We start from the raw sequence: 24,812 nt of genomic DNA, 5'->3' as shown, positions 1-24,812 counted from the left end.
GGCCGGCTCAGCCCTTCGCCTTCAGCGGGAAGCGCGCGGCCAGCCGACTGAGCGCGCCGGTCAGCACGTCGATGTCCTCGTCCGAGTTCAGGGCCGTGATCTGTATCCGGAACCCCACCCGGTCACGCGGTACGAGGGGATACGAGGCCAGCGTCACATAGATGCCCTCCTCCCACAGGAAGTCCGCCACCGCGTTCAGGTCGTCCGCGTTCGCCAGCGGGATCTCGATGATCGGCAGCCGGTCCCGGTTGAGCGTGCCGACGTTCAGGCCGTCGAGGTGTTCCAGGACCCGGACGGTGCGGCGGTACAGATCGGCGCGCAGCGCGTCGCCGCGGCGCTCGTTGACGTCGAGCCCCGCCAGCGCGGTCGCCAGGGAGGCGGTCGGCGAGGGGCCGGAGTACAGATACGGACCCGCGGCCGTCTTGAGCCGGTTCTTCAGTTCGGACGGCAGCGCCAGGAAGGCGAGCAGCGACGAGTACGCCTTGGAGAACCCGGAGCACAGCACGATCCCGTCGTACGACTCACCGGTGTGCCGCACGATGCTGTTGCCGCGCGAGCCGTAGGGACAGGGCTCGAGCGGCCCGCGCTCCCCGATCACCCCGAAACCGTGAGCGTCGTCGACGTACAGCGTCGCGCCCCCGGCCCGGCACACCGAGGCCAGCGTGGGCAGGTCGGGGATGTTGCCGCTCATGCTGTTGACGCCGTCGAGGCACACCAGCCGCGGCAGGCCCGCCGGCACCGAGGCCAGCAGGGCCTCCAGTTCGTCGGGCCGTTCGGCGTGGAAACGGTGCAGGGTGGCGCCCTGGCCGCGGGCCACGAGACAGCCGTCGTACACCGTGCGGTGCGCCGTCGCCTCCACGAAGACATGGCCGCTCTCGGCCAGGACCGGGATCACGGACGAGTGGATCAGGGTGAGCGTCGGCAGCAGCAGCGTGTCGGGGGCGCCCAGCAGTCCGGCGAGCCGCTCCTCGATGTCCGGGTACAGCCGCGGGCTGCCCAGCAGGCGGGACCAGCTGGGATGGGTGCCCCAGCGCCGTACCGTCGGTTCCACGGAGTCGATGATCTCCGGGTCCCAGTCGAAGCCCAGGTAGTTGCAGGACGCGAAGTCGATCAGCCAGTGACCGCCGCTGCGGATGTGCCGGCCGCGCACCTCGTCGAGGACCGCGTCGCTCATCGGGCTGGTCCGCCGCAGATGTTCGAGGTCCGCCCACCGCGCCACCCGCCGCTCCCCGTCCTCGGTCCGCGCGACCGGGACGCGCGCCGGCCCCGGGGCGACGGCGGGTGCGGGGCACCGTCCCTGGTGCTGCCGTAGCACGCGCTCGCTCTGCTGCACCGTCATCGGCCGGGCGAACAGGAAGCCCTGCCCGAACCGGCAGCCCATGGCCGCCAGCAGGTCGCGCTGTGCCGGTTCCTCGATGCCCTCGGCGATGACCTGCAGGCCCAGGGTGTCGGCGATGCGCACGATGCCCTCGACGAGCGCGACCTGCTGGGCGTCCCGGGTGATGTCGTCGATGAAGGTCTTGTCTATCTTCAGCGCGTCCAGGGGGAAGTCCCGCAGATAGCGCAGCGAGGAGAAGCCGGTCCCGAAGTCGTCGACCGCGATGTGCACCCCGAGTTCCTTCAGGGAGCGCAGCACGGCCTGGATCTGGGTGTCGCGGCGCAGCAGTACGGTCTCGGTCAGCTCCAGCTGCAGGGACCCGGGCGCCAGGCCGGGTGTGCGCAGCGCCTGGTCGACCTGGTCCAGGAAGCCCACGTCACGGAACTGGCGTGCGGAGACGTTCACGCTGACGTACGGCGGGACGGCGGGCCCGGGCAGTCTCTGCAGTGCGGCGATGTCGTTGACCGCGTTCTCCAGCACCCACGCCCCGAGCACCGCGATGTGCCCGGTCTCCTCGGCCATCGAGATGAACTGCTCCGGCGGCACCGGCCGGGACAGGGCCTGCGGCCAGCGGATCAGCGCCTCGAAGCCGACGACCTCGCCCGCGGTGATGTCCACGACGGGCTGGTAGCGCAGGGCGAACTCGTTGCCCTCGACCGCGCGGGCCAGCCGGCTCTGCAGGTCGTGCCGCTCGACCATCCGGGTGTGCAGCAGGGGCTGGAACCGGCGCCACTGGCGTTTTCCGGCCGCCTTCGCCGCGTACAGCGCGAGGTCGGCGTGGCCGAGCAGTTCGTCCGCGTCGGTGCTGTCCCGGGCCGTGGCCACGCCCACGCTGGCCGAGACGGTCACCGACTCGGAGGCGACGTGGAAGGGCCGGGCGAGGGTCTGGATCACCTGGGCGGCCAGCAGCTCCGCGTCCAGGGGTTCACGGGCGTCCTCCATCAGCACGGCGAACTCGTCACCGCCCAGCCGGGCCGCGGTGTCGGTGCGCCTGAGGGTCTTGGAGAGGCGGTTGCCGACGGAGACGAGCAGATGGTCGCCGGCCGAGTGCCCGAGCGTGTCGTTGACCAGCTTGAAGTCGTCGAGGTCGATGAAGAGCAGACAGGTCAGGGAGGACTCGCGGCGTCCGCGCAGCAGGGCGCGTTCGATGCGCTCCAGCAGCAGGGTCCGGTTGGGCAGACCGGTCAGCGAGTCGTGGAAGGCGCGCTGGGTCAGCTCGTGCGCCAGCCGACGCTGCTCGGTCACGTCGCGCAGGGTGACCACCAGGCCGTTCACTGTCCGCTCGTCCCGGAAGTCGCTGCACCGCACCTCCACCTCGACCCGGCCGTTGCGGCGCCGTACCCACCAGTGGTCGTGGGTGGCCCGCGGCCCGGACTCCCGCACGGCCCGCAGCTCGCGTACCGCCCGGTTGCGGTCGCGGGGGTCGACCAGGTCCGGCAGACAGGCGCCGACCACGTCCGCGGTGCCGAACACGCCGGCGGCCGAGGGGCTCGCGTAGCGGATGGTGTCGTCGTCCTCGACGATGAGGATGACGTCCGAGGTGTTGCGCACGAGGGTGCGGAAGTACGCCTCGCTCTCCCTGCGGACGATCTCCTGGCGCAGGGAGACCCGCTCCATGGCCAGGCCCGCGTGCGAGGCCAGGATCTCCAGGGAGCTGCGGGTCTCACTCAGCGGGCCGACCGGTCCGGCGACCAGCAGCACGCCCGGGACGTCTCCGTAGGGACGGTCGGGCGGGATCATCAGGCACACCAGGACGGTGTCGGCGGCATCGGGCCCGGTGTCGATGTCGAGCTCGCGGGCGGCCACGATCCGCCCGTGGTACTGCGCCAGCTCCGCCGCCCGCTCGGCCGGCAGCAGCAGCGTCCGGTGGCCGACGGCCGTGCCCAGCAGCCGGTCCACGGCTGCCTCGCAGGACTGGGCGACCTGCCCCGGCCGTACCGCCGAGACCAGTGAGGCGGCCGCCCGGCGCAGGGTCAGCTCCCGGGTGACGGCGCTGCGGTGGGCCACGACCAGAGCCGACAGCCGCAGGATCACCAGGAGGAAGAGCAGGCCGGAGAACGCGGCGATCACGGACGCGTCGTGGGCCTTGCGCGTCAGCCCCTCGTACAGCAGGATGCCCGGCGCGATCAGTGTCGCCGCGGCCAGGAGCAGCAGGCGTCGGCGGGGCGCCGGCAGAGCCCGCCGCTGCGGTTCGGCAGCGGTCAGCTGGGCCATGTCCGGGTGCAGCGCGGCCTGGGCCCACGCGGTGTAGAAGATGATCCAGCCGGCGTCGAGTGCCGTGCCGGTCTGCCACGAGGAGTTGAGCTGCAGGATTCCGTAGGCGATGTCGAAGCCGAGCAGGGTGACTGTCCCGATGACCAGGAGCTGCACCGACCGGTTGTGTCCGTCGACCGAACTCAGGGTGAGCAGGCGCGCGAGCAGGGCGAGGACGAGTACGTCACCGAGGGGGTAGGCGATGCTGATGGCCCGCTGCTGCCAGGTCAGCCCGTCCAGCTGGGTGAGCGGCTGCACCAGGTAGACCCACACCGGCAGGGCCAGGGCGGCGGTGAAGATCATCGCGTCCAGCAGGCTCGGCAGATCGTGGCCCGCCCAGCGGTAGTGCACCAGACCGGACAGGCCGATGGCGAACAGGGGATAGGTGGCCAGGTAACTGGCGTCCGAGGGAGAGGGGAAGGGGTTGGAGGCGTGGAAGTACTGCTCCAGCACGTTGTAGTACGTGTCCCCGGCGACGAAAGTGATCAATCCGGCGGCCAGCACCCACCAGGGCCAGCGGTGGGCGGGTCGGTTGACCTGGCTTCCGGCCACCACGGCCACGGCGCTGGAAAGGCCGATCAGGGCCCACAAGGGCGCACGTGAGGACGGAACCGTCATGTACACGACCGTGGCCGCGGCAACCAGCGTGCCATGAGCGGCCATTAGCCGTTGTGCCTGCATCAAAGGCAACGCCTCCCCTACGGGAGGAGACCTGGCGGTCCGCCTGGTCTGGTACCCCCAGATCGTAGGCACCCCTGACGCGGGGCTGCATCTCGGACGGCTTCGTGCCTCAGACGTCCCGGTGGTAAAAGCGCCGGTGCAGGGCGCGCACCTCCCCGGCCAGCTCCGGTACCGGACCGTCCACCGTTACACCCGGTGCCACGTCGTTGACGGACAGTGTGCGCACCGGCGGCGCGGGCACGCCCAACTCCGCCAGCCACCCGGCGAGTTGCTCCGAGGAGGCGACGTACACGATGCGGCCGAGGCCCACCCAGGCGTGCGCGGCCGCGCACATCGGGCAGTGCTCGCCCGAGGTGTACACCGTGGCGGTCGCCCGCTCCTCGGGGGAGAGCCGGGCCGTCGACCAGCGGGCCAGTTCGAACTCGGGGTGCCGGGTGCGGTCGCCGGAGGCCACCCGGTTGTGGTCCTCGGCGAGCACGGTGCCGTCCGCTCCCACCAGCACCGACCCGAACGGCTCGTCCCCGGCCTCCAGCGCCTCTTCCGCCAGCTCGACACATCGGCGCAGATACGGCAGTTCGGCGTCCCTCACGACCATGACGTACGGCCCTCCTCGCGTGGCGATCTTCGCGGGCAGCCTAGGCACGCCGCGGCGCGCCCGGAAAGTCCGCGCGGTGCAGCGGCGTAGCTGGGTGCGTAAAGCGGTTGCCGGGCGCGCGCCCCGATGCTGGAGTGATCACATGGATCACGCAGCGGTGCTCGCCCTCTTCGACCGGGACATGCGCGAGGGGGCGCAGCCGGACAGCCCCGACGCGCGGGTGGAGCGGGTGGGCGGCGTGGTCCGTCAGGTGTCCTCGGCGCGCGGCTGGAACGGCGTCGTGTGGTCCGACCTGGACGAGACGAACGCCGACGAGGTGATCGCCGGGCAGATCGCCTACTTCTCCGGGCTGGGTCGGGAGTTCGAGTGGAAGCTGTACGGGCACGACCTGCCGGTGGACCTGGGGGAGCGGCTGCGGAGCGCGGGGTTCACGGCCGAGCCCGAGGAGACGCTGATGATCGCCGAGGGCGCCGCCCTCGACCTCGACGCCCGGCCGCCCGAGGGCGTGCGCCTGCTGCCGGTCACTGACGCGTCGGGCGTCGACCTGGTGGCGGACGTGCACGAGAAGGCCTTCGGCACCGACGGCTCCCGGCTGCGCCACCAGCTGCTGGCCCGGCTGACGGGGGAGCCGGACACGATCGTCGCCGTCGTCGCGCTGGCCGGGGACGAACCGGTGAGCGCGGCCCGGATGGAGCTGGTGCCCGGCACCCGGTTCGCCGGGCTGTGGGGCGGCGGCACCGTGGAAGGCTGGCGCGGCCGAGGTGTCTACCGGGCCCTGGTCGCCCACCGCGCCCGCGCCGCCGTGGAGCGCGGCTACCGCTACCTCCAGGTCGACGCCTCCAGCCAGAGCCGCCCCATCCTGGAACGCCTCGGCTTCGCACCCCTGACCACGACGACGCCGTACACCTACGTGCCCTGGCGCAGCCCTGGGGCGGCGGCCCAGGGACCGGATGTCACATCCGCGGCGGTTCGATCCGTCGCAGGGGCATGACGACGAACCAGAAGAGCCAGAGCATCCTCCTCGCGGGCGCCAGCGGTGTCCTCGGCGGTCACATCACGCGCGCGCTGACCGAGGCGGGCCACAAGGTCACCGGCCTCGGGCGCGGGCCGGCGAACGGCGTACGGGCCGACCTGATGGACCGCGACGCGCTGCTGCGCGCGGTCGACGGGCAGCACTTCGACACCGTCATCCACGCCGCGACCGCCCTGCGCAAGGCGCCCATGCGCCACCGCGACATGTACGCCACCGACGCGCTGCGCACCGAGGGCACCGCCCATCTCGTCGAGGCCGCACAGGCCACCGGCGCCCGGCGCCTGATCAGCGAGTCGATGGTCTTCGGCTACGGCTACGGGGACTTCGGCGACCACGTCATCACCGAGGATGACGTGTTCGGTCCGCGCGGCACCACCCCGGAGCTGGAGCGGCATGTCGAGGGCATGCGCGTCAAGGAACAACTGACCTTCGAGGCCGCCGGGTTGGCGGGCATCTCGCTGCGCTTCGGCCTGTTCTACGGTCCCGGTGGTACCGACGCGATCCTGCCCATGCTGCGCAAGCGGCAGTTGCCCGTTCCCGCCGACCACGGACGGCTGCTGCCGTGGATCGAGCTCACCGACGCGGCCCGCGCGGTCGTCGCCGCCGTCGAACACGGTCGGGCCGGCCAGGCGTACAACATCACCGACCGGACCCCGTTCGGCTTCCGCGCCCATGTCGAGTGCGTGGCCGAGGAGTTCGGCCTGCCCAGGCCGATGACCGTGCCGCGGTGGCTGACCCGCCCGATGTCCTACGCGCACACCATGTTCGCGACGAACATGCGCGTGTCCTCGGCGAAGGCGGAGCGGGAGCTGGGCTGGACGCCCGTGCACCCGTCCTGCCGGGACGGTCTGGCAGCGCTGGCCGCACAGCGTTGACCGGCCGACCGGGGCCGTTCGGACCGGGTCGGGGGCCGAACGGCCCCCCGCCACGCAAGTCCGCGGCTGGGAACCTGACACGGGGGAGAGCCTCCCGGCGCCCGACTCTCCCGCTCGGGGCGCACGGTCGAGGCGGCGGGCCCGCCGATCGCCGAGGGGAGCCGCATCGGCGGGCCCGGCCCGGGCCGGGCGGGCGGGGGCCGTTATGCCTGTGCCCGCGCCGAGCCGCGTGGGCGGGATCGGGTTGGGCTGTGGTGCCCGGGCTCGTGAAGGGCCGGGTCGGTGGGCGGGGCTGGGGTCGCGGTGCCTGTGCCGGCGGCGAGCCGCGTGGGTGGGTCGGGCTCGGGCGGCGACGCCCACGTCGCGGCGAGCCGCGTGGGTGGGGTCGGGTTTGGGCGGTGGTGCCCGGGCTCGCGAAGGGCCGGGCCGGTTGGCCCGTCTCGGGCCCGACGCCCGCGCCATCGAGGGGCCGCATCGGCGAGCCGGGCTGGGGCCCCGACGCCCGTGCCCGCGCCGAGCCGCATCAGCGTGCCGGGTTGGGGTTGCGACGCCCGATTCCGCGCCGAGCCGGATCGGTGGGCCGGGCTGGGGCCCCGACGTCCGCGCCCGCAGCGGGCCGGATCGGCGGGACGGGCTCGGGTTGCGACCCCGTGCCCACAGCGCTCCCGGCGGGGCACCACACGCCCGCGCCCGCAGCGGCCGGGCGGGGCGCCGCACGCCCCGTCCGGACCCGTGCCGTCGTCTAGGGCCGCCCCGCCATCGTCAGCGGTGCGCCTTCGCCCGGTCCAGTGCGGCCACGCCGACCGCGGCCAGGCCGATCTGGATCAGCCACTCGATCCAGTCGACTCCCTTGGTGTCCTGGACCCCGATTCCGGCGGCGATCGCCGAGCCGATCAGCGCGGCCACGATGCCGACGAGGATCGTCCACAGGATGCCGATGCGCTGGCGGCCGGGAACCACGAGGCGACCCAGCACGCCGATGATGATGCCGATGAGAATGGCACTGATGATGCCCGAGATCTCCATCTCCGCCCCTCTTCGTCCGTACCCCCGCTCTTTCTCTCTGCCCCCAGAATGCGGAGGCAGTCCGCCCCTGTTATTGCCGGGACTTTCTGTTCACGCGGCAGTCGTGCCATGTACCTTTCAAGCGTTCAACGCGTGTAGAAGTCTGAACCCCCCATCTACGCGCGCAGATTGGCGCCCGCACCGCCTCTACCCCACCCCCTCACGGAGGTTCGACGGATGCTCCGATCCAGAAGATCCCGCCGCGGACTCACCACCGCCCTGGCCGGCCTCGGGCTGCTCGTCACCGGGGCAGCCCTCCAGGTCGCCACCCCGGCCACGCCCGCTCACGCGGCCACCACGCACCGTGTCCTGTTCGACGACGGCCACGCCGAGGAAGCCGGCAACGCCGACTGGATCATCTCCACCAGCAAGCCCGACCCGCTCGCCCAGGACTCCTCCCCGTCCGCCGAGACGGACTGGACCGGCGCGTTGTCGTCGTGGGGCGTCGCCCTGCAGAAGACCGGCAACTACAGCCTGAAGACCGCCACCAGCGCCCTCACCTACGGCGGCTCCTCGTCCACGGACCTGTCGAACTTCGACACCCTGGTCCTGCCGGAGCCGAACACGCTGTTCACGTCCGCCGAGAAGACGGCGATCATGAACTTCGTGAAGAACGGCGGCGGTCTGTTCATGATCTCCGACCACACCGGCGCCGACCGCAACAACGACGGCGAGGACGCGGTCGAGATCCTCAGCGACCTGATGACCAACAACAGCGTCGACTCCACCGACCCGTTCGGCTTCTCCATCGACTCGCTGGACATCAGCTCCGGCTACCCGGCCGCGATCAGCGACAGCAGTGACCCGGTACTGCACGGCTCCTTCGGCACCGTCACCAAGAGCCTCATCGCCGACGGCACGACGGCCACCCTCAAGCCGTCCGACAACTCCTCCGTCAAGGGCCTGGTCTACCGCTCCGGCTACTCCGGCAACACCGGCGCCTTCTTCCTGACGTCCACCTTCGGCAGCGGCCGCGTCGCCTTCTGGGGCGACAGCTCGCCGATCGACGACGGCACCGGCCAGTCCGGCAACACCCTCTACGACGGCTGGAACGACTCCGGTGCCACCAACGCCGCCCTCGCCCTGAACGCCACCGCGTGGCTGGCCGGCGACGGCAGCAGCAGCGGTGGCGGAGGCGGCGGGGGCAGTGGCACCTGCACTGCCGCCCAGCTGCTCGGCAACAACGGCTTCGAGTCCGGGAACACCACCTGGAGCGCCACCAGCGGAGTGATCACCAACTCCAGCAGCGAGTCGGCCCGTACGGGCTCGTACTACGCCTGGCTGGACGGATACGGCAAGGCCACCACCGACACCCTCTCCCAGACGGTGACCATCCCCTCCGGCTGCACCACCGCCGGGCTCAGCTTCTATCTGCACGTCGACACGGCGGAGACCAGCACCAGCACGGCGTACGACACGCTGAAGGTCCAGGTCCTCAACAGCTCCGGGACGGTCCTGAGCACCCTGGCCACCTACTCCAACCTCAACGCCGCCAGCGGCTACACCCAGCGCAGCTTCAGTCTGGCGAGCTACGCCGGCCAGACCGTCACCCTGAAGTTCACCGGCACCGAGGGCTCCACGCTGCAGACGTCCTTCGTCGTCGACGACACGGCGCTCAACGTCAGCTGACCCCGGTGGGGCCCGGCTTTCCCGCCGGGCCCCACACCGTCACTGCGCGGGGACGGTCCGCTCCGGCGTGTTCCAGCCGGAGACCCGCACACTCGGCGCCGAACCGCGCAGATCCGCCGTCCGGTAGGTGGCGGTCAGCGTCACCGACTCGCCGGGCCACAGGCTCACGTCGTCGTCGCTCCACTGCACGGGGAGCACCGGCTGCCCGTGCCCGTCCACGAGATGGACGTCGGTCAGCAGCGACGGCGTCCTGCCGCTGCCGGTGTTGCGCAGGGTGACCGTCGTCGTGGACGTACCGTCCGAGGAGACCGTCGAGGCGGTGGCCGAGACCGGCACCTGCGCCATCGAGGTCAGCCCCTTCAGGTCGGCGTAGCTGGTCGTCGGCGTGTAGTACCAGTCGGTGTTGGCCCAGTCGAGCGTGTCGGGCTTGGTGGACAGCCAGTAGACGTTACGGCTGACCTCCTTGCCGGAGCCGTCGGTCAGGGTCAGCCGCAGCAGATACGTCGTCACCAGTCCGCTCACCGACGAGGGCAGGGTGAGGGGCGAGGCGTGCGCGCCGTCGCCGTTGACCTTCACACCGGTGACCGTCTTGTCGTACTTCTGCGTACCGTCGGGGTTGAACAGCGTCGCCCGGACCGTGAGCCCGGAGGCCCCCGCGTGCCGGTTGTCGACGACCACCACCGAGCGGTCGTCGTAGGAGTACTGGACGTGCAGCGGCTCGTTCGCCTTCTTGGCCCCGAAGTAGGCGCCGCCCTGGTCGAGGTAACGGTCCATCAGCTGCCAGTGCAGCGATGTCCAGCCGCTGTTGAACATCCAGTAGACGACGCCCGTCGAGGGCTTGGAGGAGTCGGTGGCGTTGCGCCCGTACGCCTCGAACTGCGCCCGGACGTTCTCGTACTGCGCGAGCTGGGCCTTCCTGACGTAGTCGGTGAGGCCGGTCGGGGCGCCGTACCGGCCGGTGAGGGCGTTGTCGTAGAGCTTGAGGGTGCCGAAGGTGGAGGACGGCGAGCGGTGGTACTGCTTGGCGCTCGGGTCCTTCCACAGGGTGTCGAGTTCGGCCGGGGACATCATGCGGCGCAGCGTGTCGAGGGTGGGGATGTCGGGGCCCGCGCTGGTCTCGGAGTTGAAGCCGGTGGCGCCGCCCTCGCGCTTGGCGTACCAGTAGTTGGGCGGGATCCAGTCGTAGGGGCCGGTCATCTTCATGCCCGAACTGCCCAGCTGCGGTGAGGAGTTGTCGGAGGCGGCGGCCACGACGGGGACGTTCCAGTCGGCCGCCTTCAGGGCGTCGAGGTAGTTCTTCTCGATCGTCGCGTCGGGGGCGAAGTCGCTGCCGATGAGGAAGGAGATCACGCTCGGGTGGTCGCGCAGCCGGGCGGCCTCGGCGGCCATCGATGCCTGCGCGACCGGGTAGTCGGCGGCCGTCCACTTGTCGCCGGACTCGCCTCCGTTGACCTGGCCCTCCCACTTGTCGCAGCACTCCCAGCCGGGCAGCGTCAGGATGCCGTAGCGGTCGGCGAGGTCGAAGAACTCGTCGGGTTCGAGGTGGCCTTCGAGGCGGATGGTGTTGAGGCCCAGGTCGAGGGCGTACTTCAGCCGGTCCTCGACGTACGTCCGGTCCCAGCGCAGGAACTCGTCCGGCGACCAGCCGCCGCCCTTGATCAGCAGCTTGCGGCCGTTGACGCGGTACTGGCGGGTGCCGTCCGAGTTCAGGGGCGCCTGGACGTCACGGATGCCGAAGCTCTGGTGCGCGGTGTCGGAGGGGGTGCCGGAGACGGACGCGGTGAGGTTCAGGTCGTACAGGGGCTGGCCGCCCATGCCGGCCGGCCACCAGACCTTCGGGGAGGTGAGGTGGAGGCCGGGCACGTCGGACGGGGTGAAGGTGACGGTCTTCGTCTCGTGCGCGGCGAGGGAGACGGGCCGGGTGAACGTCGTCGGACCGATGCTGCCGGAGACCGTGGCCGTCACCGGCGCGTCGGAGTCGTTGCGGGCCTGCGCCCTGACGGTGAGGTCGGCCGAGGCGAAAGAGGGGACTTCCAGCTTCGTCACCACGTGGGCGTCCCGCAGGGCGACCGGGCCGCCGCGCCGGACGACGACGTCACGGACGATGCCCATGTTCTCGTCGGGCGGCGGCTGCAGCCAGTCGATCCAGCCCATGGTGAGGTTCTTGTTCGGGTCGTTGGGCTGGATCCGGAACGCCACGGTGTTCGTGCCCTGACGGACCAGCGCGGTGACGTCCAGTTCGTGGTCGGTGTAGGCGCCGGTGACGTCCTTCGTGGTGGCGACCTGCTTGCCGTTGACGTAGACGTCGGCCGCCGAGATCACCCCGCTGAAGTCGAGGTAGGTGCGCTCGGCGGTGTCGGCGACCGTGAAGTCGGAGCGGTACCACCAGGGGACCTGGAAGTCGGCCTTGGGGATCTTCTGCTGGTTGGTCGAATAGAAGGGGTCGGCGTGGACGCCGTCGGCGAGCAGGGCCGCGAGGACCGTGGAGCGGGGGCCTGCCGCATACCAGCCGCTCGCCGGATAGCCGGGGGAGGAGACGTCGGACGCCGGGTCGGAGACCTTCGCCGTCGACTGGATCGTGTAGCCGGACAGGGCCGTCGTACTGCCCGCGGCGGACGGGACCCGGGTGAGCCGGCCCGGTGGGGCGGCCCGGTGGTGGGGGTCGGCCCAGGCGCTGGTCGTCAGGGGACCCAGCAGACCCAGGACTACGGCGGCCGTGGCGAGACGGTGTCTGTTCACGGAGTCTCCAGCCCCTTCGTAAAGTTAGGAAACTTTACTAACGCGGGTCACGCTAAGGCGCCTCGTGGGCCGTGTCAATCACCGTGTGGCCCGCGCGAGTTGCTCAGGACGCGGCCGAACGGCGCTCGAACACCACGTCCCGGGCCGTCCCGAGCGCCGTCGCCACCGCGCCCAGCAGCACCGCGTCCTCGCCCAGCCGGCTGGGCGCGATCCTCGGCCGCAGCGGGGTCAGCGTCCGCAGATGATCCCGCACCGGCTTGAGCAGCAGGTCCACGCTGTGGCCGACTCCGCCACCGAGCACCACCAGATCGGGGTCGAGTACGGCCGCCGCGGCCGCGACCGTGTGCGCGATCCGCTCGCCCTCCAGCCGCACCGCCTGTACCGCCGCCTCGTCCCCCCGCCGGGCCGCGTCGAACACGGCCTTCGCGGTGAGCTGCCCGCTCATCCCGAACCGGCGTGCCGCCTCCACCACGGCCACCCCCGACACCGCGTCCTCCAATCGCTCCGGCTTCTGCTGCCCCGGCCACGGCAGGAACCCGATCTCCCCGGCCAGCCCGTGCGCCCCGGTGAACAGCCGCCCGTCGCTGACCACGCCCATGCCGAGCCCGGTGCCGATCAGGATGTACGCGAACAGCCTGCTGCCCGCGCCGACGCCGTAGGTGTACTCGCCGAGCGCGGCCAGATTGGCGTCGTTGTGCACCTCCAGCGGCACGCCCAGCTCCTCCCGCATCCGGTCGAAGAGCCCGGCCCGCCCCCAGCCCGGCAGGTGCATCGCGTACCGCACCCGGTGCTGCTTCTCGTCGTACACCCCCGGCGTGCCCACCACCGCGTGCACCACCTCGTCCGGCGCCACCCCGGAACCGGCGACCACCTGACGGGCCGTCGTCACCACCAGGTCGGCCATCGCCCGGGAGCTGCGGGCCCGGTTGCGCACCTCGGAGCGGGCGACCACGGAGCCGTCCAGGTCGGCGACCGCGACCCGCAGCCAGCTGCGGCCGACGTCGATGCCGAGCGCGTAGCCGGCCGCCGGGTCGGGTGCGTACAGAACGGCGATGCGGCCTCTTTCCGGTGCGTGCGTACCCACCTCGTGTACGAGTCCCGCCGCTGCCAGGGAGGCGAGGGCGCTGGACACCGTCGGCTTGGACAGACCCGTCTCCCGCGCGAGCTGGGCACGAGAGGCCGCCCCCGCGGCCCGCAGCCGGTCGAGCAGCAGGCGCTCGTTGGTGCTGCGCAGCCGCCGGCGGTTCCAGGGCTGTTCCTGCTGGTCTACGGCGTCACTGGCGGGCATCGCACCATTCTCACTTATCTGTTGGGGCCTCTTGACGCATCAAGTAAGCCTCCTTAACTTTATCGGCCAGTCAGTCTCGCCGGGCCAGCCTTGGGCTGCCCAGCGCCCGGTGCCTCGGGAGTCCCCATGTCCGGTAGTCCGCCACCCAATGGTGGTTTCGTCCGTCGCGTAGGCCTGTTCCAGGCCACCGCCATCAACATGAGCCAGATGTGCGGCATCGGCCCGTTCGTCACGATCCCGCTGATGGTCGCCGCCTTCGGCGGTCCGCAGGCGGTGATCGGGTTCGTCGCGGGCGCGGTCCTCGCCCTCGCCGACGGGCTGGTGTGGGCCGAACTGGGCGCCGCGATGCCCGGTTCCGGCGGCAGTTACGTCTATCTGCGCCAGGCCTTCCAGTACCGCACGGGCCGGCTGATGCCGTTCCTGTTCGTCTGGACGGCGATGCTCTTCATCCCGCTCATCATGTCGACCGGTGTCGTCGGCTTCGTCCAGTACCTGGGCTATCTCGCCCCGGACCTGACCAAGACCCAGGGCGATCTGATCGGCCTCGGCGTCATCGTGCTCGTGGTTGTCCTGCTGTGGCGGGGCATCGAGAACATCGCCCGGATCACCGCGGTGATGTGGGCGGTCATGATCGCCTCCGTGGTGCTGGTGATCCTCGCCGCGGCGACCGACTTCAGCGCGCACCTCGCCTTCACCTACCCCGCCCACGCCTTCGACCTGGGCAGCAACCACTTCTGGATCGGCTTCGCGGCCGGTCTGACCATCGGCATCTACGACTACCTCGGCTACAACACCACCGCCTACATGGGTGCCGAGATCAAGGACCCCGGCCGGGTCCTGCCCCGCTCGATCATCTACGCCATCCTCGGCATCATGACGATCTACCTGCTGCTGCAGATCGGCACGCTGGGTGTGATCGACTGGCACCGGATGACGGACGCCAAGGACATCGCCTCCACCTCGGTGGCCTCGGCGGTGCTGGAGAAGACCTGGGGCAAGGCGGCCGCCGACACGGTCACCGTGCTCATCCTGATCACGGCCTTCGCCTCCGTCTTCACCGGCCTGCTCGGCGGCTCGCGGGTTCCCTACGACGCGGCCCGTGAGCGGGTCTTCTTCCGCCCCTACGCCAAGCTGCATCCCAAGCACCGCTTCCCGATGCTGGGTCTGGCGACCATGGGCGTGTTCACGGCGATCGGCTTCCTCATCGGCCGGCACACCGACCTCGCGACCCTGATCCAGCTGCTGACCACGGTGATGGTCATCGTCCAGGCGCTGGCCCAGATCATCGCCCTGACGGTGCTGCGCAAGCGGCAGTCGACGCTGAAACGGCCGTACCGAATGTGGCTGTACCCGGTGCCGAGCATCGTCGCCTTCGTGGGCTGGTGCGTGATCTACGGATACGCCGACAAGAACTCGCCCGGCCGCCATCCCATCGAGTGGTCGCTGGCCTGGCTGGCCCTCGGCTGTCTCGCGTACGTGCTGTGGGCGCGCTTCGAGAAGGTGTGGCCGTTCGGCCCGAAGGAGATCTCCGAGGAGTACCTGACCCCGCCGGAACCGGAGCCTGCGGCCACCTGAAAAAGGCGCGGTGCCCCTGCCGCGCCTGGGCTAGAGTCTCGTCATCCGTGAAGCCTCCCCGGGCGGACCACCATCCGCCCGGGGAGGCTTTTCCCATGCCCGCTGAAAGGCAGGACCCCCGTGCCAGACGTGTCCGTCCGCCCCGCCACCGCCGAGGACCGCCCCACCGTCGAGCGGTTGTGGCTGATGTTCCGTCACGACCTGTCCGGGTTCATGGGCGTCCTGCCCCACCCCGACGGGACGTTCCGCAGCGAGCGGGTCGACGCCGCCTTCACCGAGGAGGGCTGGGCGCCGTACCTGCTCCTGCGCGGGGACCGGCCCGCGGGGTTCGCGTTCGTCCGCGGGCTGAACGGGCCGACACGCGTGCTGAACAGCTTCTTCGTGGTACGCGGCGCGCGCCGCGAGGGCATCGGGACACGCGCGGTCCGCGAGGTCGTACAGCGCCACCCCGGCCCGTGGGAGATCGCCTTCCAGTACGAGAACGAGCCCGCCGTCCGCTTCTGGCGCCGCGTCGCCTCCGCACTCGCCCCGGGCGCCTGGACCGAGGAGACCCGCCCGGTCCCGGACCGCCCCGACCTGCCGCCGGACGTGTGGATCTCCTTCCGCGCCGGGGGCGGTGCGGGGGAGGGGGCCTGACGCCGCCGGCCGCAGCGATGCGGTCAGTCCGCCGCCTTCATGAACCGGGCCCAGGCCCGCCCGGCGTCGGTGCCCCACAAGGGGTCGAGATCGGGGTCGTGGGCGATCCAGTCGCCAGTGAGGGTGCTGTCGGACGTACGCAGGCTGCGGTCGAGCTGGTTGAGGGCGGCCCTCGTGCAGTCCTGCAGCCAGTGGCCGGCGTCGTAGCCGTCCGGCAGACTGTCCTCGGACAGCATCATGGCGAGGGCGAGGAAGCACGCCGCGTTGTAGTGGGTCATCCAGCCGGCCGACCCTTTGCGCACCGGGCCCCAGTGCCGTGACGTGGCCCGCGGACGGGTGATGTTGGCGTGCCTGGCGGCGTCATGGTCTGAGCCGGCGCGGTGGTCGTCGAAGAGCAGCCGGCGGATCCCGGTGCCCCGCGGGCGGTACCAGGTTCCGACCAGCACCTCGTCGGCGACGCGGTCGAAGGCCCCACTGACCTCGCGCCGCTGCTCGTCGGGCTCCGCGCTCAGCGCCTGCTCCACCGCATTGCCCACACCCATGCCGCCCCCGCCGAGTAGTGCCGACGCATGCCGATGACATATCCGGAATAGGTGCGGAATAAGCCATTCGCCCCTGGGAGAACACCAGTTGACCGACGACACGTCTCGCGGCGGGCCGCTGAGGGGCAAGTGGGGACGACGGTCGGGCGGGCCTGCGGCGGCCGGAAACTCGCATCGGTCGTGCGTCGTAAGGTGGTCCCATGAGCCGGCCGCCCCCGCCCGGGCACACCGCGACCACCGGCGACGGCTCGCTGCGGGCTGCCGAGGCTGGCGGCGACGTCTCCTTGACCACGGGTGCGCTGGCACGCCGGCTCGGTGTCTCGCCGACCACGCTGCGCTCGTGGGACCGCCGGTACGGCATCGGGCCGGCGGTCCGCGCCGACGGACGGCACCGGCGCTGGAGCCCTGGGGACGTGTCGGTGCTGGAGGCGATGTGCCGGCTGACCTCGTCGGGGGTACCGCCCGCCGAAGCCGCGCGCGCCGCCAAGAAGACGGCCGGCGCGTCCCCCGGACACACCCCCGCGGCCCGTGGAGCCGGCGGCCCCGGAACGCTCGAAGGCAGCCGGCTCGCTGCCCCTCGGAGACGTGCGTCTGGAGTGCCGGGGGCTGGCCCGCGCCGCCGTACGCCTGGACGCCCCGGCCGTCGAGGAGCAGCTGACCGGGGCAGTGGCGCGGTACGGAGTCGTTGTCGCGTGGCAGGAGGTGATGGTGCCGACGCTGCACGCGGTGGGCCGCAAGTGGGCGTCGTCGGGCGACCGTTACGTCGAGGTCGAGCACCTGCTCTCCTGGCACGTCTCCACCGTCCTGCGGCGCAGTACCCGGCCCCCCGCGCCACGGGCCGAGGCAGCGGTCACCGGCCCCGTGCTGCTGGCCTGCGTACCGGCGAACAGCACACCCTGCCGATCGAGGCGCTCAACGCCGCGCTGAGCGAACTCGGCGTGCCCAGCAGGATGTTCGGCGCCGCCGTACCGGCGGAGGCGCTCGCCGCGGCGGTGCAGCGACTGGGACCGTCGGCCGTGGTGCTGTGGGCGCAGGCGCGCTCCACCGCAAGTGCGCCGTTGGCCGGTCATCTGGCCGGCACCCAGTGGGGGATGAAGGGCGCACGCCGCCGGCCCGTGGTCGTACTCGGCGGACCCGGCCGGTCCGGCCGGTCGGCCCGCGGCATGCTCAGGCCCCCCAGCCTCGAGGACGCCCTCGCCGTCCTCTCCGGCACACACCGCACCGAATCACCGCGGTAGACAGCGCTCAGTCGCCGCCGCGCCCCTGCCGGAAGCGGGCGAGACCGGCGGAGAGTTCCACCACGGGATCCGGGTAGTCGTCGATGGCGGCACGGTCCAGGCCCTGGAGTTTCCACGGCTCATGCACCGCGGGGCCCTCGACAGCGGCGAGCTCGGGGACCCAGCGGCGGACGTACGCCCCGTCGGGGTCGTAGCGCCTGGCCTGGGTGACGGGGTTGAGGACCCGGTTGGGGCGGCTGTCGGTGCCGGTGCCCGCCATCCACTGCCAGTTGAGCTGGTTGTTGGCCACGTCGCCGTCGACCAGGAGCTCCAGGAAGTGCCGGGCGCCCACCCGCCAGTCGACGTACAGGGTCTTGGTGAGGAAGCTCGCGGTCAGCAGCCGTCCGCGGTTGTGCATCCAGCCCTCGTGGCGCAACTGCCGCATCGCCGCGTCGATCACCGGGTAGCCGGTGCGCCCCTCCTTCCAGGCCCGCACGTCCTCGCGGGCGGTGCGCTCGGAGCGCCAGCGGTCGCGCTTGGTGCGGTAGTCGGCGGTGGCGGCGGTGGGCCGCGCGGCCAGCACCTGCCGGTGGAAGTCCCGCCAGGCGAGCTGCCGTACGAACGCCTCTGCGCCCGGGCCGCCCGCCGCGCGTGCCCGGTGGACGAGTTCGACGGGGGAGAGCGTGCCGAAGTGCAGGTGCGGCGAGAGACGTGACGTGCCGTCGCCCGCCAGGTCGTCGTGCTGGTCCTCGTACGACGCGATCCCGGCCCGCAGCCACGAGGCCAGCCGCCTCCGGCCCGCCGTCTCCCCGCCCTCGGCCAGGCCCGCCGCGAGCCCTTGAAGGCGCGTGCGCGAGGGAAGCTCCTCGGAACCGACACCGTCCGGGACGCGGAGGGCGCGCGGCGCCGCCAGCGCCTCACGCAGGTGCACCCCGGTCCACTGCCGGTAGTACGGGGTGAAGACGGCGAAGTGGTCCGAGGAGGCCGGGGTCAGCGCGCCGGGCGTCACGGCCGTGGTCACGGTGTCGTGGACGTGCAGCCGCCGCCCCTCCGCCTCCAGCGCCCGGCGCAGCCGCAGCTCGCGCCGGTGCGCGTACGCGCTGACGTCGGCGGCCATGTGCACCTCGTCGGCGTCCGTCTCGGCGGCCACCTTGCACACCTCCTCGACGACGTCACCGGAGCGCACGATCAGCCGGCCGCCGCGCTCGCGCAGCCCGCCGTCGAGATCCCGCAGACAGTCGGCGAGGAACGCGAGCCGGTTGGGCGCGGCGAACCCGGCGCCGGTCACGCCTCTGTCCCGGACGAAGAGCGGGACGACCTCGCGGGACTCGTTCGCCGTCCGCAGAGGCGGGTGGTCGTGCAGGCGGAGGTCGGCGGTGAACAGGACGATCGAGACGTTCATGGTGGTGCTCCGGGGGCGTGTGTACGGCTTCCGGTGACCTGCTTCCGACGCTGTGGACACGGCGGATGCGGCCGTCAACCGCGGGGTGCGTGTTCCCCCGCCGGGGTGACCGGCTCGCGGGCCGCCGCGAGGGCGATGTTGCGGGCCATGCCCCCGAAGACGACGGCGTGGAAGGGGGAGACGCTCCACCAGTAGGCGTGCCCGAGCAGCCCGTGCGGATGGAACAGCGCCCGCTGTAGGTAGCGGGTGCGGCCGTCGGGACATGTCCCGGCGTGCATCTCCAGCCAGGCGAGCCCGGGCAGGCGCATCTCCGCGCGCAGCCGCAGCAGACGGCCCGGCTCGATCTCCTCCACGCGCCAGAAGTCCAGCGAGTCGCCGGCCCGCAGCCGGGCCGCGTCACGGCGCCCCCGGCGCAGTCCCACACCGCCCACGAGCCGGTCCAGACGGCCCCGCACCGCCCAGGCGAGCGGGAAGGAGTACCAGCCGTTGTCGCCGCCGATGCCCTCGATCACCCGCCACAGGGCTTCCGGGGAGCCGTCGACGAGCACCTCCCGCTCGTCGCTGTACAGGCTGCCGCCCGCCCAGTCGGGGTCGGTGGGCAGCGGGTCGCTGGGCGCGCCGGGCACGGACGCCGAGGACCAGCGGGTGGCGACCCGGGCTTCACGGACTCGCTGCAGGGCCAGCCGTACGGCATCGTCGAAACCGATGGGATGCCCGGGAGGGTCGGGCACGTACCGGACGATGTCCCGCTCGTGGCAGACGACCTCGTGGCGCAGCGACTCGGTCAGCGGTCGCGCGATCCCCGCCGGGACCGGGGTGACCAGCCCGACCCAGTGACTGGACAGACCGGGGGTGAGGACGGGCAGCGGCACGATGATGCGCCGTGGCAGGCCCGCCACGGCCGCGTAGCGCAGCATCATGTCCCGGTAGGTCAGCACGTCGGGACCGCCGATGTCGAAGGCGCGGTTGACGTCGGCCGGCATCCGGGCGCTGCCGACGAGTTGGCTTAGCACGTCGCGCACGGCCACGGGCTGGATCCGGGTGCGCACCCAGCTGGGAGTGATCATCACGGGCAGGCGTTCGGTGAGGTAGCGCAGCATCTCGAAGGAGGCCGAGCCCGAGCCGATGACGACGGCCGCCCGCAGCACGGTGGTGGGCACGCCCGAGTCCAGCAGGATCCGGCCCACCTCGGCCCGGGAGCGCAGATGCGGCGACAACTCCTGCTCCGCGACGCCCGAGGGCGTCAGACCGCCCAGATAGACGATGCGCCGCACGCCCGCGGCCCGGGCGGCCTCGCCGAACAGGCGGGCGGCCCGGCGGTCGGTCTCCTCGAAGTCCTCGCCCGTGCCCAGGGCGTGCACCAGGTAGTAGGCCACGTCGACTCCGCGCAGGGCCGCGGCGATGGAGTCGGCGTCCGTGACGTCGCCCCGCACCACCTCCACCCGGCCGGCCCAGGGGTGGTCGCGCAGCTTGCCCGGCGACCGGGCCAGGCAGCGCACGCGATGGCCGGCGGCGAGAAGCTCGGGCACCAGCCGGCCGCCGATGTATCCCGTCGCCCCCGTGACCAGGCACGTCAGACCCGGTGCGTCCTCGTCAGCGTTCATCGGCTCCAGTCCCTCCGCGGAAGTTGCTCCCCGATATCACTTCCACTGTCGCCGCCGTCGCGGATGCAGCGCCTCCGCAGTCGGCCGCGCTCACGCCTGTCGACAGGTCCGTCCGTGAACGGTGGACATGTCCGCGCCGATAGGGGGCACGCGAACACTACGCAGCCGTTGTCGGAAGTCGAGGTTGAAACTGGAGGTGCTGCTGCTATGGGCGCGAAGGTGTTGGAGCGGTTTCCTGCGGGAGCTCCGCGCGGATCGTGGCCGGCAGAGGAGTACGCGGCGAGGCGCCGCGCCGAGGGCGAACCGGCGACGGTCGTCATGGACCTGAAGTCCGACGCGTTCCTCGTGGTGATTCCGAGCGGCGACGAGGACTGAGCGGGTCTCCGCAGCTCCGGTCACCCGCTGGGGGTGAGGCCGTGGGGCGTCGGGACGGTCGATTCTGCGAGGGTACGGCCGACCGGGGCATGACGCCTCCCGCCGGAAGGAGTGCCCGTGACCACCGGCAGCGACACCCACTGGGCGGTGGACCGGCTGCGGGCGGTCCCCGGGGTGCGAACGCTGTCGGACTACCAGCGGCCGTGGCTGGTCAAGGACGTGGTCGCCGGGGCCGCCCTGACGACGCTGCTGGTGCCGCAGGGCATGGCGTACGCCGAACTCGCGGGTCTACCGCCCATCACGGGTCTGTACACGACGATCCTCTGTCTGCTCGGCTACGCGGTGTGCGGTCCCTCCCGGATCCTGGTGCTGGGCCCCGACTCCTCGCTCGGACCCATGATCGCCGCCGCCGTCCTGCCCCTGGTCGCGGCGGGCGGCGATCCGGACCGGGCGGTGGCCCTGGCGTCGATGCTCGCCGTCATGGTGGCCGGCATCATGATCCTCGCCTCCGTGGCGCGGCTCGGTTTCATCGCCGACCTGATCTCCAAGCCGACGATGATCGGCTACATGAACGGCCTGGCCCTGACCATCCTCGTCGGTCAGCTGCCGAAGCTGCTGGGCTTCAAGGTCGAGGCGGACAATCTCATCGGCGAATGCGCCGGCCTGGTGCGCAAACTCGCCGACGGGGCGACGGTACCGGCCGCTGCCGCCCTCGGAATCAGCGGACTGGTGCTGATCCTCGTACTGCAGCGGTTCCTCCCGAAGGTCCCCGCGGTGCTGGTGATGGTCGCGCTGGCGATCCTCGCGTCCTCGGTCTTCAGCCTCGGTGAGCACGGCGTCGGACTCGTCGGGCCGCTGCCGGAGGGCTTCCCGCCGTTCACGGTGCCGCATGTGCGGGTCGACGACCTGGCGCCGCTGTTCGGCGGTGCGCTGGGCATCGCCGTGGTGTCGCTCGCCGACACCATCTCCAACTCCTCGGCGTTCGCCGCCCGCACCGGTCAGGAGGTCCGCGGCAACCAGGAGATGGCGGCGGTCGGAGTCGCGAACCTGGCGGCGGGGCTCTTCCAGGGCTTCCCCGTCAGCGCGAGCGGCTCCCGTACGGCCGTCGCCGAGCGCGCGGGCGCCAGGAGTCAGCTGACCGGGGTCGTCGGAGCGACCCTGATCGTGCTCATGCTGGTCCTGGTACCGGGCCTCTTCCGCAACCTCCCCCAACCCGCCCTGGCCGCCGTGGTCATTGCCGCGTCCCTCTCGCTGGCCGACCTGCCCGGGACCGTACGGCTGTGGCGGCAGCGGCGGGTGGAGTTCCTGCTGTCGGTCGCGGCCTTCCTCGGTGTGGCCCTGCTCGGGGTGCTGCCCGGCATCGCGATCGCCGTCACGCTCTCCGTCCTCAACGTCTTCCGGCGCGCCTGGTGGCCGTACGACACCGTGCTGGGCAGGGTCCCGGGCATCGAGGGCTACCACGACATCCGTTCCTATCCCGAGGCCGAACGGCTGCCCGGGCTGGTGATCTACCGGTTCGACGCGCCGCTGTTCTTCGCCAACGCCAAGACCTTCCGCGACGAGGTGCGCCGGCTGTCCGCGACCAGCCCGCCGCCGCGCTGGATCGTGATCGCGGCGGAGCCCATGACGGACGTGGACACCACCGCCGCCGATGTCCTGGTCGATCTCGACGTGGCGCTCAACGCCCGGCACGTGCATCTCGTCTTCGCCGAACTCAAGGACCCGGTGCGGCGGAAGATCGAGCGCTACGGACTCACCCGCACCATCGATCCGGCCCATTTCTACCCCACCGTGGAGACCGCCGTGGCCGCCTTCCGCCGGCACACCGGAGCCGAGTGGGCCGCCGGGGCCTCCACGCCAGCACTCGGTGAGGGGTGAGCGCGATGAGCGTTCCCGACAGCCCGACCCCGCCCGTGCCGTCGCCCGACGGCTCCTTCCTGCACGCCACCCGCCTGGCGCTGGGCCTGACCGACCTGGCCGTACGGACCGCGGCGAGGGCAGGAGGCGTCCGGGTACGCGAACGGCACCCGACCGCAGCGGCCGCTTCCGATGCGGCTCTCGGTCTCGCCCTGGAAGCCCAACACCGGCTGTCCACGGCGCTGTTGGGTGCTGCGGCGCGGACCGCGCCCGCTACCCGGGCGGCCGTGCGCGGTCTCGTGCCGTCCGGCGCCACCGATGCCGTCGGCCGTCGTGTGGCCCACTGGAGCGCGCGTGGCGCTGCCGAACGCCTGCGGGCGCGGGACGAGGCGCTGTCGGCGGCCCGGAGGCTCGTACAGGTGCTGGCGGCGGCCGTCCTCGACGAGATAGACCTCGACGCCGTGGCCGACCGGCTCGATGTCGATCGTGTCGCCTCCCGGATCGACATCGACGCGGTCCTCGCCCGCGTCGACCTGGTCACGTACACCGAACTGGTCCTGGAGGAAATGGACATCGGCCGGATGGTGCGGGACACGGGCGGCAGCATCACGGCGGAGACGCTGGACGCGTTCCGGGAACAGAACGCGCGCGCCGACCGGCTCGTGCAGCGCATCGCGGACCGGCTGCTGCGCAGAGCGGGCACGGATTCCACCGACCGGCCCGCCGCCGGGCCCGTTCCCCAGGTGGAGGCGCTGTGACAGCGTCGACGCGCCCGCGTGGCCTGCCGGTCGTCCAGGGAGTGCCGGCCGGGCTCGTGTCGCGTACGGTGGCCGCCGCCGTTGACGTCCTCGTCGTGCTCGCGCTCCTGTTCTTCCTCGAACTCGCCTACGCTGCGGCGCGGTTCCTGCTGACGGGCCCTCCGTTCTCGTTCCCCGACCCCGATCCCGTCGTCACCGCCGTCCTCGGTTACGTCCTCTTCGTCGCCTATCTCGCGGGCAGTTGGTTCCTCGGCGGTCGCACGGTGGGGGACCAGATGATGGGCCTGCGCGTGACCGGTCGTTCAGGGCGACGGATGTCCCCGGGCAGGGCCCTCCTGCGTGCCGTGCTGTGCGCGCTCGTGCCGCTGGGGCTGCTGTGGATCCCGGTCAGCCGACGCGGCGCCTCCCTCCAGGACCTCGTCGTCGGCACCACCGTCGTACACGACTGGTACGGCAGCACGGGCCCCCGCCTCGGCGGCCCGGGCGGGCTCACCTCCGGAGGGTGAGGCGCGGGCGGGGCCGATCGGGCTTGATGAGTCCCGGGCGGGGGAGAGGAGAGACGCCATGACGACACTCGGGCCCGTGCAACTGGTGACCCTCGGGTTCGGCCCGGACACGCAGTTCGAGGGCCGTGTCCTCGAAGAGCTGGGAGCGCTGGAGAGCAGCGGGCAGATCCGTGTCCTCGACGTGCTGTTCCTGCAGAAGGACGGCGAAGGGGACACCGTCGGACTGGACTACCGGGCCGAGGGCATGGGCGAGATGATCGAGGCGCTGCTGGGGCTGGCCCCGCACTTCGAGGAGGCGACGGGGGCGGAAGCCGGCGCGGGGGAGGAGGACGGCCCCGCACCGAAGGACGTCGGGTTCACACCGGACGACCTCAGGTCTCTCGCCCAGGAACTCCTTCCGGGCACCGCGGCCGGGTTCGTCCTGCTGGAACACCTGTGGGCCAAGCACCTGCGCGAAGCCGTCCGTGAAGCGGGCGGCCTGCCCCTCGCGGAGGGGTTCCTCACGCCCGAGGCACTCGCGCCGGTGGCGGCCGAACTCCTCGCGACGACCCAGACCGTCGACGACCTGACCGCCGCGCAGGAGGCCGCCGGGCGACCGCACGACCGGCCTCTGTGACACAACTCCCCGCGCTGTCAGGGAGCTTGGCCCGGGTGGACGCCGAAACGGCGTACCACTCGGGCCGATTCGGCTCAGGTGGCGGGTGCGCTCCGTCGGCGGTGCGGGGCGAGGCGGCCCAATCCGAGCCTCGCCGCGCGGGGCCGGTCCGTGGGGGGCGCTGGGCGAGCTCACGGCCTGGCGTCTGT

18 protein-coding genes and 1 pseudogene are annotated in these 24,812 nt (G+C 71.9%); 11 read left to right on the top strand and 8 right to left on the bottom strand.

Annotation, left to right across the window (positions count from 1 at the left end; all coding sequences use genetic code 11):
* Positions 1-7: 7 nt before the first annotated feature.
* Entirely contained in the window at positions 8-4,294 is a 4,287-nt protein-coding gene (locus ABZZ74_RS12795) for an aminotransferase class I/II-fold pyridoxal phosphate-dependent enzyme (protein WP_356764170.1), read from the bottom strand.
* A 127-nt stretch (positions 4,295-4,421) separates the two neighbouring features.
* Positions 4,422-4,907: a nucleoside deaminase gene (locus ABZZ74_RS12790; protein WP_356764036.1), complete on the bottom strand. Its 486-nt coding sequence runs from the start codon at positions 4,905-4,907 to the stop codon at positions 4,422-4,424.
* 142 nt (positions 4,908-5,049) lie between these two features.
* Between ABZZ74_RS12790 and ABZZ74_RS12785 the strand changes: the two genes are divergently transcribed.
* On the top strand, positions 5,050-5,898 hold the full coding sequence (locus tag ABZZ74_RS12785; protein WP_356764034.1) for a GNAT family N-acetyltransferase: 849 nt from the start codon (positions 5,050-5,052) through the stop codon (positions 5,896-5,898).
* Positions 5,895-6,815: an NAD(P)-dependent oxidoreductase gene (locus ABZZ74_RS12780; RefSeq protein ID WP_356764032.1), complete on the top strand. Its 921-nt coding sequence runs from the start codon at positions 5,895-5,897 to the stop codon at positions 6,813-6,815. The genes ABZZ74_RS12785 and ABZZ74_RS12780 overlap by 4 nt, the downstream gene beginning before the upstream one ends.
* Positions 6,816-7,577: 762 nt before the next feature.
* Here ABZZ74_RS12780 and ABZZ74_RS12775 read toward each other — a convergent pair.
* Positions 7,578-7,841, bottom strand: a complete 264-nt coding sequence (locus ABZZ74_RS12775) for a GlsB/YeaQ/YmgE family stress response membrane protein (protein ID WP_208778572.1) — start codon at positions 7,839-7,841, stop codon at positions 7,578-7,580.
* A 216-nt stretch (positions 7,842-8,057) separates the two neighbouring features.
* Between ABZZ74_RS12775 and ABZZ74_RS12770 the strand changes: the two genes are divergently transcribed.
* The gene (locus ABZZ74_RS12770; RefSeq protein WP_356764029.1) at positions 8,058-9,509 is read left to right on the top strand and encodes a hydrolase; all 1,452 of its coding nucleotides are present in this window, start codon (positions 8,058-8,060) and stop codon (positions 9,507-9,509) included.
* 39 nt (positions 9,510-9,548) lie between these two features.
* Here ABZZ74_RS12770 and ABZZ74_RS12765 read toward each other — a convergent pair whose 3' ends face one another.
* Positions 9,549-12,248: a sugar-binding domain-containing protein gene (locus ABZZ74_RS12765; RefSeq protein ID WP_356764027.1), complete on the bottom strand. Its 2,700-nt coding sequence runs from the start codon at positions 12,246-12,248 to the stop codon at positions 9,549-9,551.
* Between the two features lie 103 nt (positions 12,249-12,351).
* Positions 12,352-13,536, bottom strand: a complete 1,185-nt coding sequence (locus tag ABZZ74_RS12760) for an ROK family protein (protein WP_356764025.1) — start codon at positions 13,534-13,536, stop codon at positions 12,352-12,354.
* 126 nt (positions 13,537-13,662) lie between these two features.
* Between ABZZ74_RS12760 and ABZZ74_RS12755 the strand changes: the two genes are divergently transcribed.
* Both ABZZ74_RS12755 and ABZZ74_RS12750 read left to right on the top strand, forming a co-directional pair.
* Complete coding sequence (locus tag ABZZ74_RS12755) at positions 13,663-15,111, top strand: APC family permease (protein ID WP_356764023.1); 1,449 nt, start codon at positions 13,663-13,665, stop codon at positions 15,109-15,111.
* Positions 15,112-15,231: 120 nt separating this feature from the next.
* A complete protein-coding gene (locus ABZZ74_RS12750) occupies positions 15,232-15,747 on the top strand; it encodes a GNAT family N-acetyltransferase (RefSeq protein ID WP_356764021.1) in 516 nt (171 codons plus the stop codon).
* 23 nt (positions 15,748-15,770) lie between these two features.
* On the opposite strand, the gene ABZZ74_RS12745 is transcribed toward ABZZ74_RS12750, so the two are convergent.
* Positions 15,771-16,289 carry a hypothetical protein gene (locus ABZZ74_RS12745; protein ID WP_356764019.1) on the bottom strand — a complete coding sequence of 173 codons (519 nt, stop codon included), beginning with the start codon at positions 16,287-16,289 and terminating at the stop codon, positions 15,771-15,773.
* Positions 16,290-16,489: 200 nt separating this feature from the next.
* Here ABZZ74_RS12745 and ABZZ74_RS12740 point away from each other — a divergent pair.
* Positions 16,490-17,527: pseudogene (locus ABZZ74_RS12740) on the top strand (MerR family transcriptional regulator).
* Positions 17,528-17,534: 7 nt separating this feature from the next.
* Here ABZZ74_RS12740 and ABZZ74_RS12735 read toward each other — a convergent pair.
* Both ABZZ74_RS12735 and ABZZ74_RS12730 read right to left on the bottom strand, forming a co-directional pair.
* Positions 17,535-18,908 carry a deoxyribodipyrimidine photo-lyase gene (locus ABZZ74_RS12735; protein ID WP_356764017.1) on the bottom strand — a complete coding sequence of 458 codons (1,374 nt, stop codon included), beginning with the start codon at positions 18,906-18,908 and terminating at the stop codon, positions 17,535-17,537.
* A gap of 74 nt (positions 18,909-18,982) precedes the next feature.
* Positions 18,983-20,512, bottom strand: coding sequence for an SDR family oxidoreductase (locus ABZZ74_RS12730; RefSeq protein WP_356764015.1), 1,530 nt, complete (start codon positions 20,510-20,512; stop codon positions 18,983-18,985).
* A 207-nt stretch (positions 20,513-20,719) separates the two neighbouring features.
* Here ABZZ74_RS12730 and ABZZ74_RS12725 point away from each other — a divergent pair, with 207 nt between their 5' ends.
* The 5 genes from ABZZ74_RS12725 to ABZZ74_RS12705 all read left to right on the top strand — a co-directional run bounded on the left by ABZZ74_RS12725 (position 20,720) and on the right by ABZZ74_RS12705 (position 24,624).
* Positions 20,720-20,887, top strand: a complete 168-nt coding sequence (locus ABZZ74_RS12725) for a hypothetical protein (protein ID WP_165955108.1) — start codon at positions 20,720-20,722, stop codon at positions 20,885-20,887.
* 117 nt (positions 20,888-21,004) lie between these two features.
* Complete coding sequence (locus tag ABZZ74_RS12720; RefSeq protein ID WP_356764013.1) at positions 21,005-22,765, top strand: SulP family inorganic anion transporter; 1,761 nt, start codon at positions 21,005-21,007, stop codon at positions 22,763-22,765.
* Between the two features lie 5 nt (positions 22,766-22,770).
* Entirely contained in the window at positions 22,771-23,502 is a 732-nt protein-coding gene (locus ABZZ74_RS12715) for a hypothetical protein (RefSeq protein WP_356764011.1), read from the top strand.
* Positions 23,499-24,008 carry an RDD family protein gene (locus tag ABZZ74_RS12710; RefSeq protein WP_356764009.1) on the top strand — a complete coding sequence of 170 codons (510 nt, stop codon included), beginning with the start codon at positions 23,499-23,501 and terminating at the stop codon, positions 24,006-24,008. The genes ABZZ74_RS12715 and ABZZ74_RS12710 overlap by 4 nt, the downstream gene beginning before the upstream one ends.
* A gap of 58 nt (positions 24,009-24,066) precedes the next feature.
* A complete protein-coding gene (locus ABZZ74_RS12705) occupies positions 24,067-24,624 on the top strand; it encodes a DUF1269 domain-containing protein (RefSeq protein WP_356764007.1) in 558 nt (185 codons plus the stop codon).
* The last annotated feature ends 188 nt before the right edge of the window (positions 24,625-24,812 follow it).

This window comes from Streptomyces sp. NPDC006476, assembly GCF_040612015.1.
In the GTDB taxonomy this organism is placed as follows: domain Bacteria; phylum Actinomycetota; class Actinomycetes; order Streptomycetales; family Streptomycetaceae; genus Streptomyces; species Streptomyces griseorubiginosus_B.
The sequence above is the reverse complement of the archived record's forward strand: the minus strand, read 5'-3'. Positions and strand labels throughout refer to the sequence as shown.

What these genes read in the sequence shown, in the direction of transcription:
- ABZZ74_RS12795 (WP_356764170.1), bottom strand. Translation starts at nt 4,294, where the DNA reads ATGGCCGCTCATGGCACGCTGGTTGCCGCGGCCACGGTCGTGTACATG.
- ABZZ74_RS12790 (WP_356764036.1), bottom strand. Translation starts at nt 4,907, where the DNA reads ATGGTCGTGAGGGACGCCGAACTGCCGTATCTGCGCCGATGTGTCGAG.
- ABZZ74_RS12785 (WP_356764034.1), top strand. Translation starts at nt 5,050, where the DNA reads ATGGATCACGCAGCGGTGCTCGCCCTCTTCGACCGGGACATGCGCGAG.
- ABZZ74_RS12780 (WP_356764032.1), top strand. Translation starts at nt 5,895, where the DNA reads ATGACGACGAACCAGAAGAGCCAGAGCATCCTCCTCGCGGGCGCCAGC.
- ABZZ74_RS12775 (WP_208778572.1), bottom strand. Translation starts at nt 7,841, where the DNA reads ATGGAGATCTCGGGCATCATCAGTGCCATTCTCATCGGCATCATCATC.
- ABZZ74_RS12770 (WP_356764029.1), top strand. Translation starts at nt 8,058, where the DNA reads ATGCTCCGATCCAGAAGATCCCGCCGCGGACTCACCACCGCCCTGGCC.
- ABZZ74_RS12760 (WP_356764025.1), bottom strand. Translation starts at nt 13,536, where the DNA reads ATGCCCGCCAGTGACGCCGTAGACCAGCAGGAACAGCCCTGGAACCGC.
- ABZZ74_RS12755 (WP_356764023.1), top strand. Translation starts at nt 13,663, where the DNA reads ATGTCCGGTAGTCCGCCACCCAATGGTGGTTTCGTCCGTCGCGTAGGC.
- ABZZ74_RS12745 (WP_356764019.1), bottom strand. Translation starts at nt 16,289, where the DNA reads ATGGGTGTGGGCAATGCGGTGGAGCAGGCGCTGAGCGCGGAGCCCGAC.
- ABZZ74_RS12735 (WP_356764017.1), bottom strand. Translation starts at nt 18,908, where the DNA reads ATGAACGTCTCGATCGTCCTGTTCACCGCCGACCTCCGCCTGCACGAC.
- ABZZ74_RS12730 (WP_356764015.1), bottom strand. Translation starts at nt 20,512, where the DNA reads ATGAACGCTGACGAGGACGCACCGGGTCTGACGTGCCTGGTCACGGGG.
- ABZZ74_RS12725 (WP_165955108.1), top strand. Translation starts at nt 20,720, where the DNA reads ATGGGCGCGAAGGTGTTGGAGCGGTTTCCTGCGGGAGCTCCGCGCGGA.
- ABZZ74_RS12715 (WP_356764011.1), top strand. Translation starts at nt 22,771, where the DNA reads ATGAGCGTTCCCGACAGCCCGACCCCGCCCGTGCCGTCGCCCGACGGC.
- ABZZ74_RS12705 (WP_356764007.1), top strand. Translation starts at nt 24,067, where the DNA reads ATGACGACACTCGGGCCCGTGCAACTGGTGACCCTCGGGTTCGGCCCG.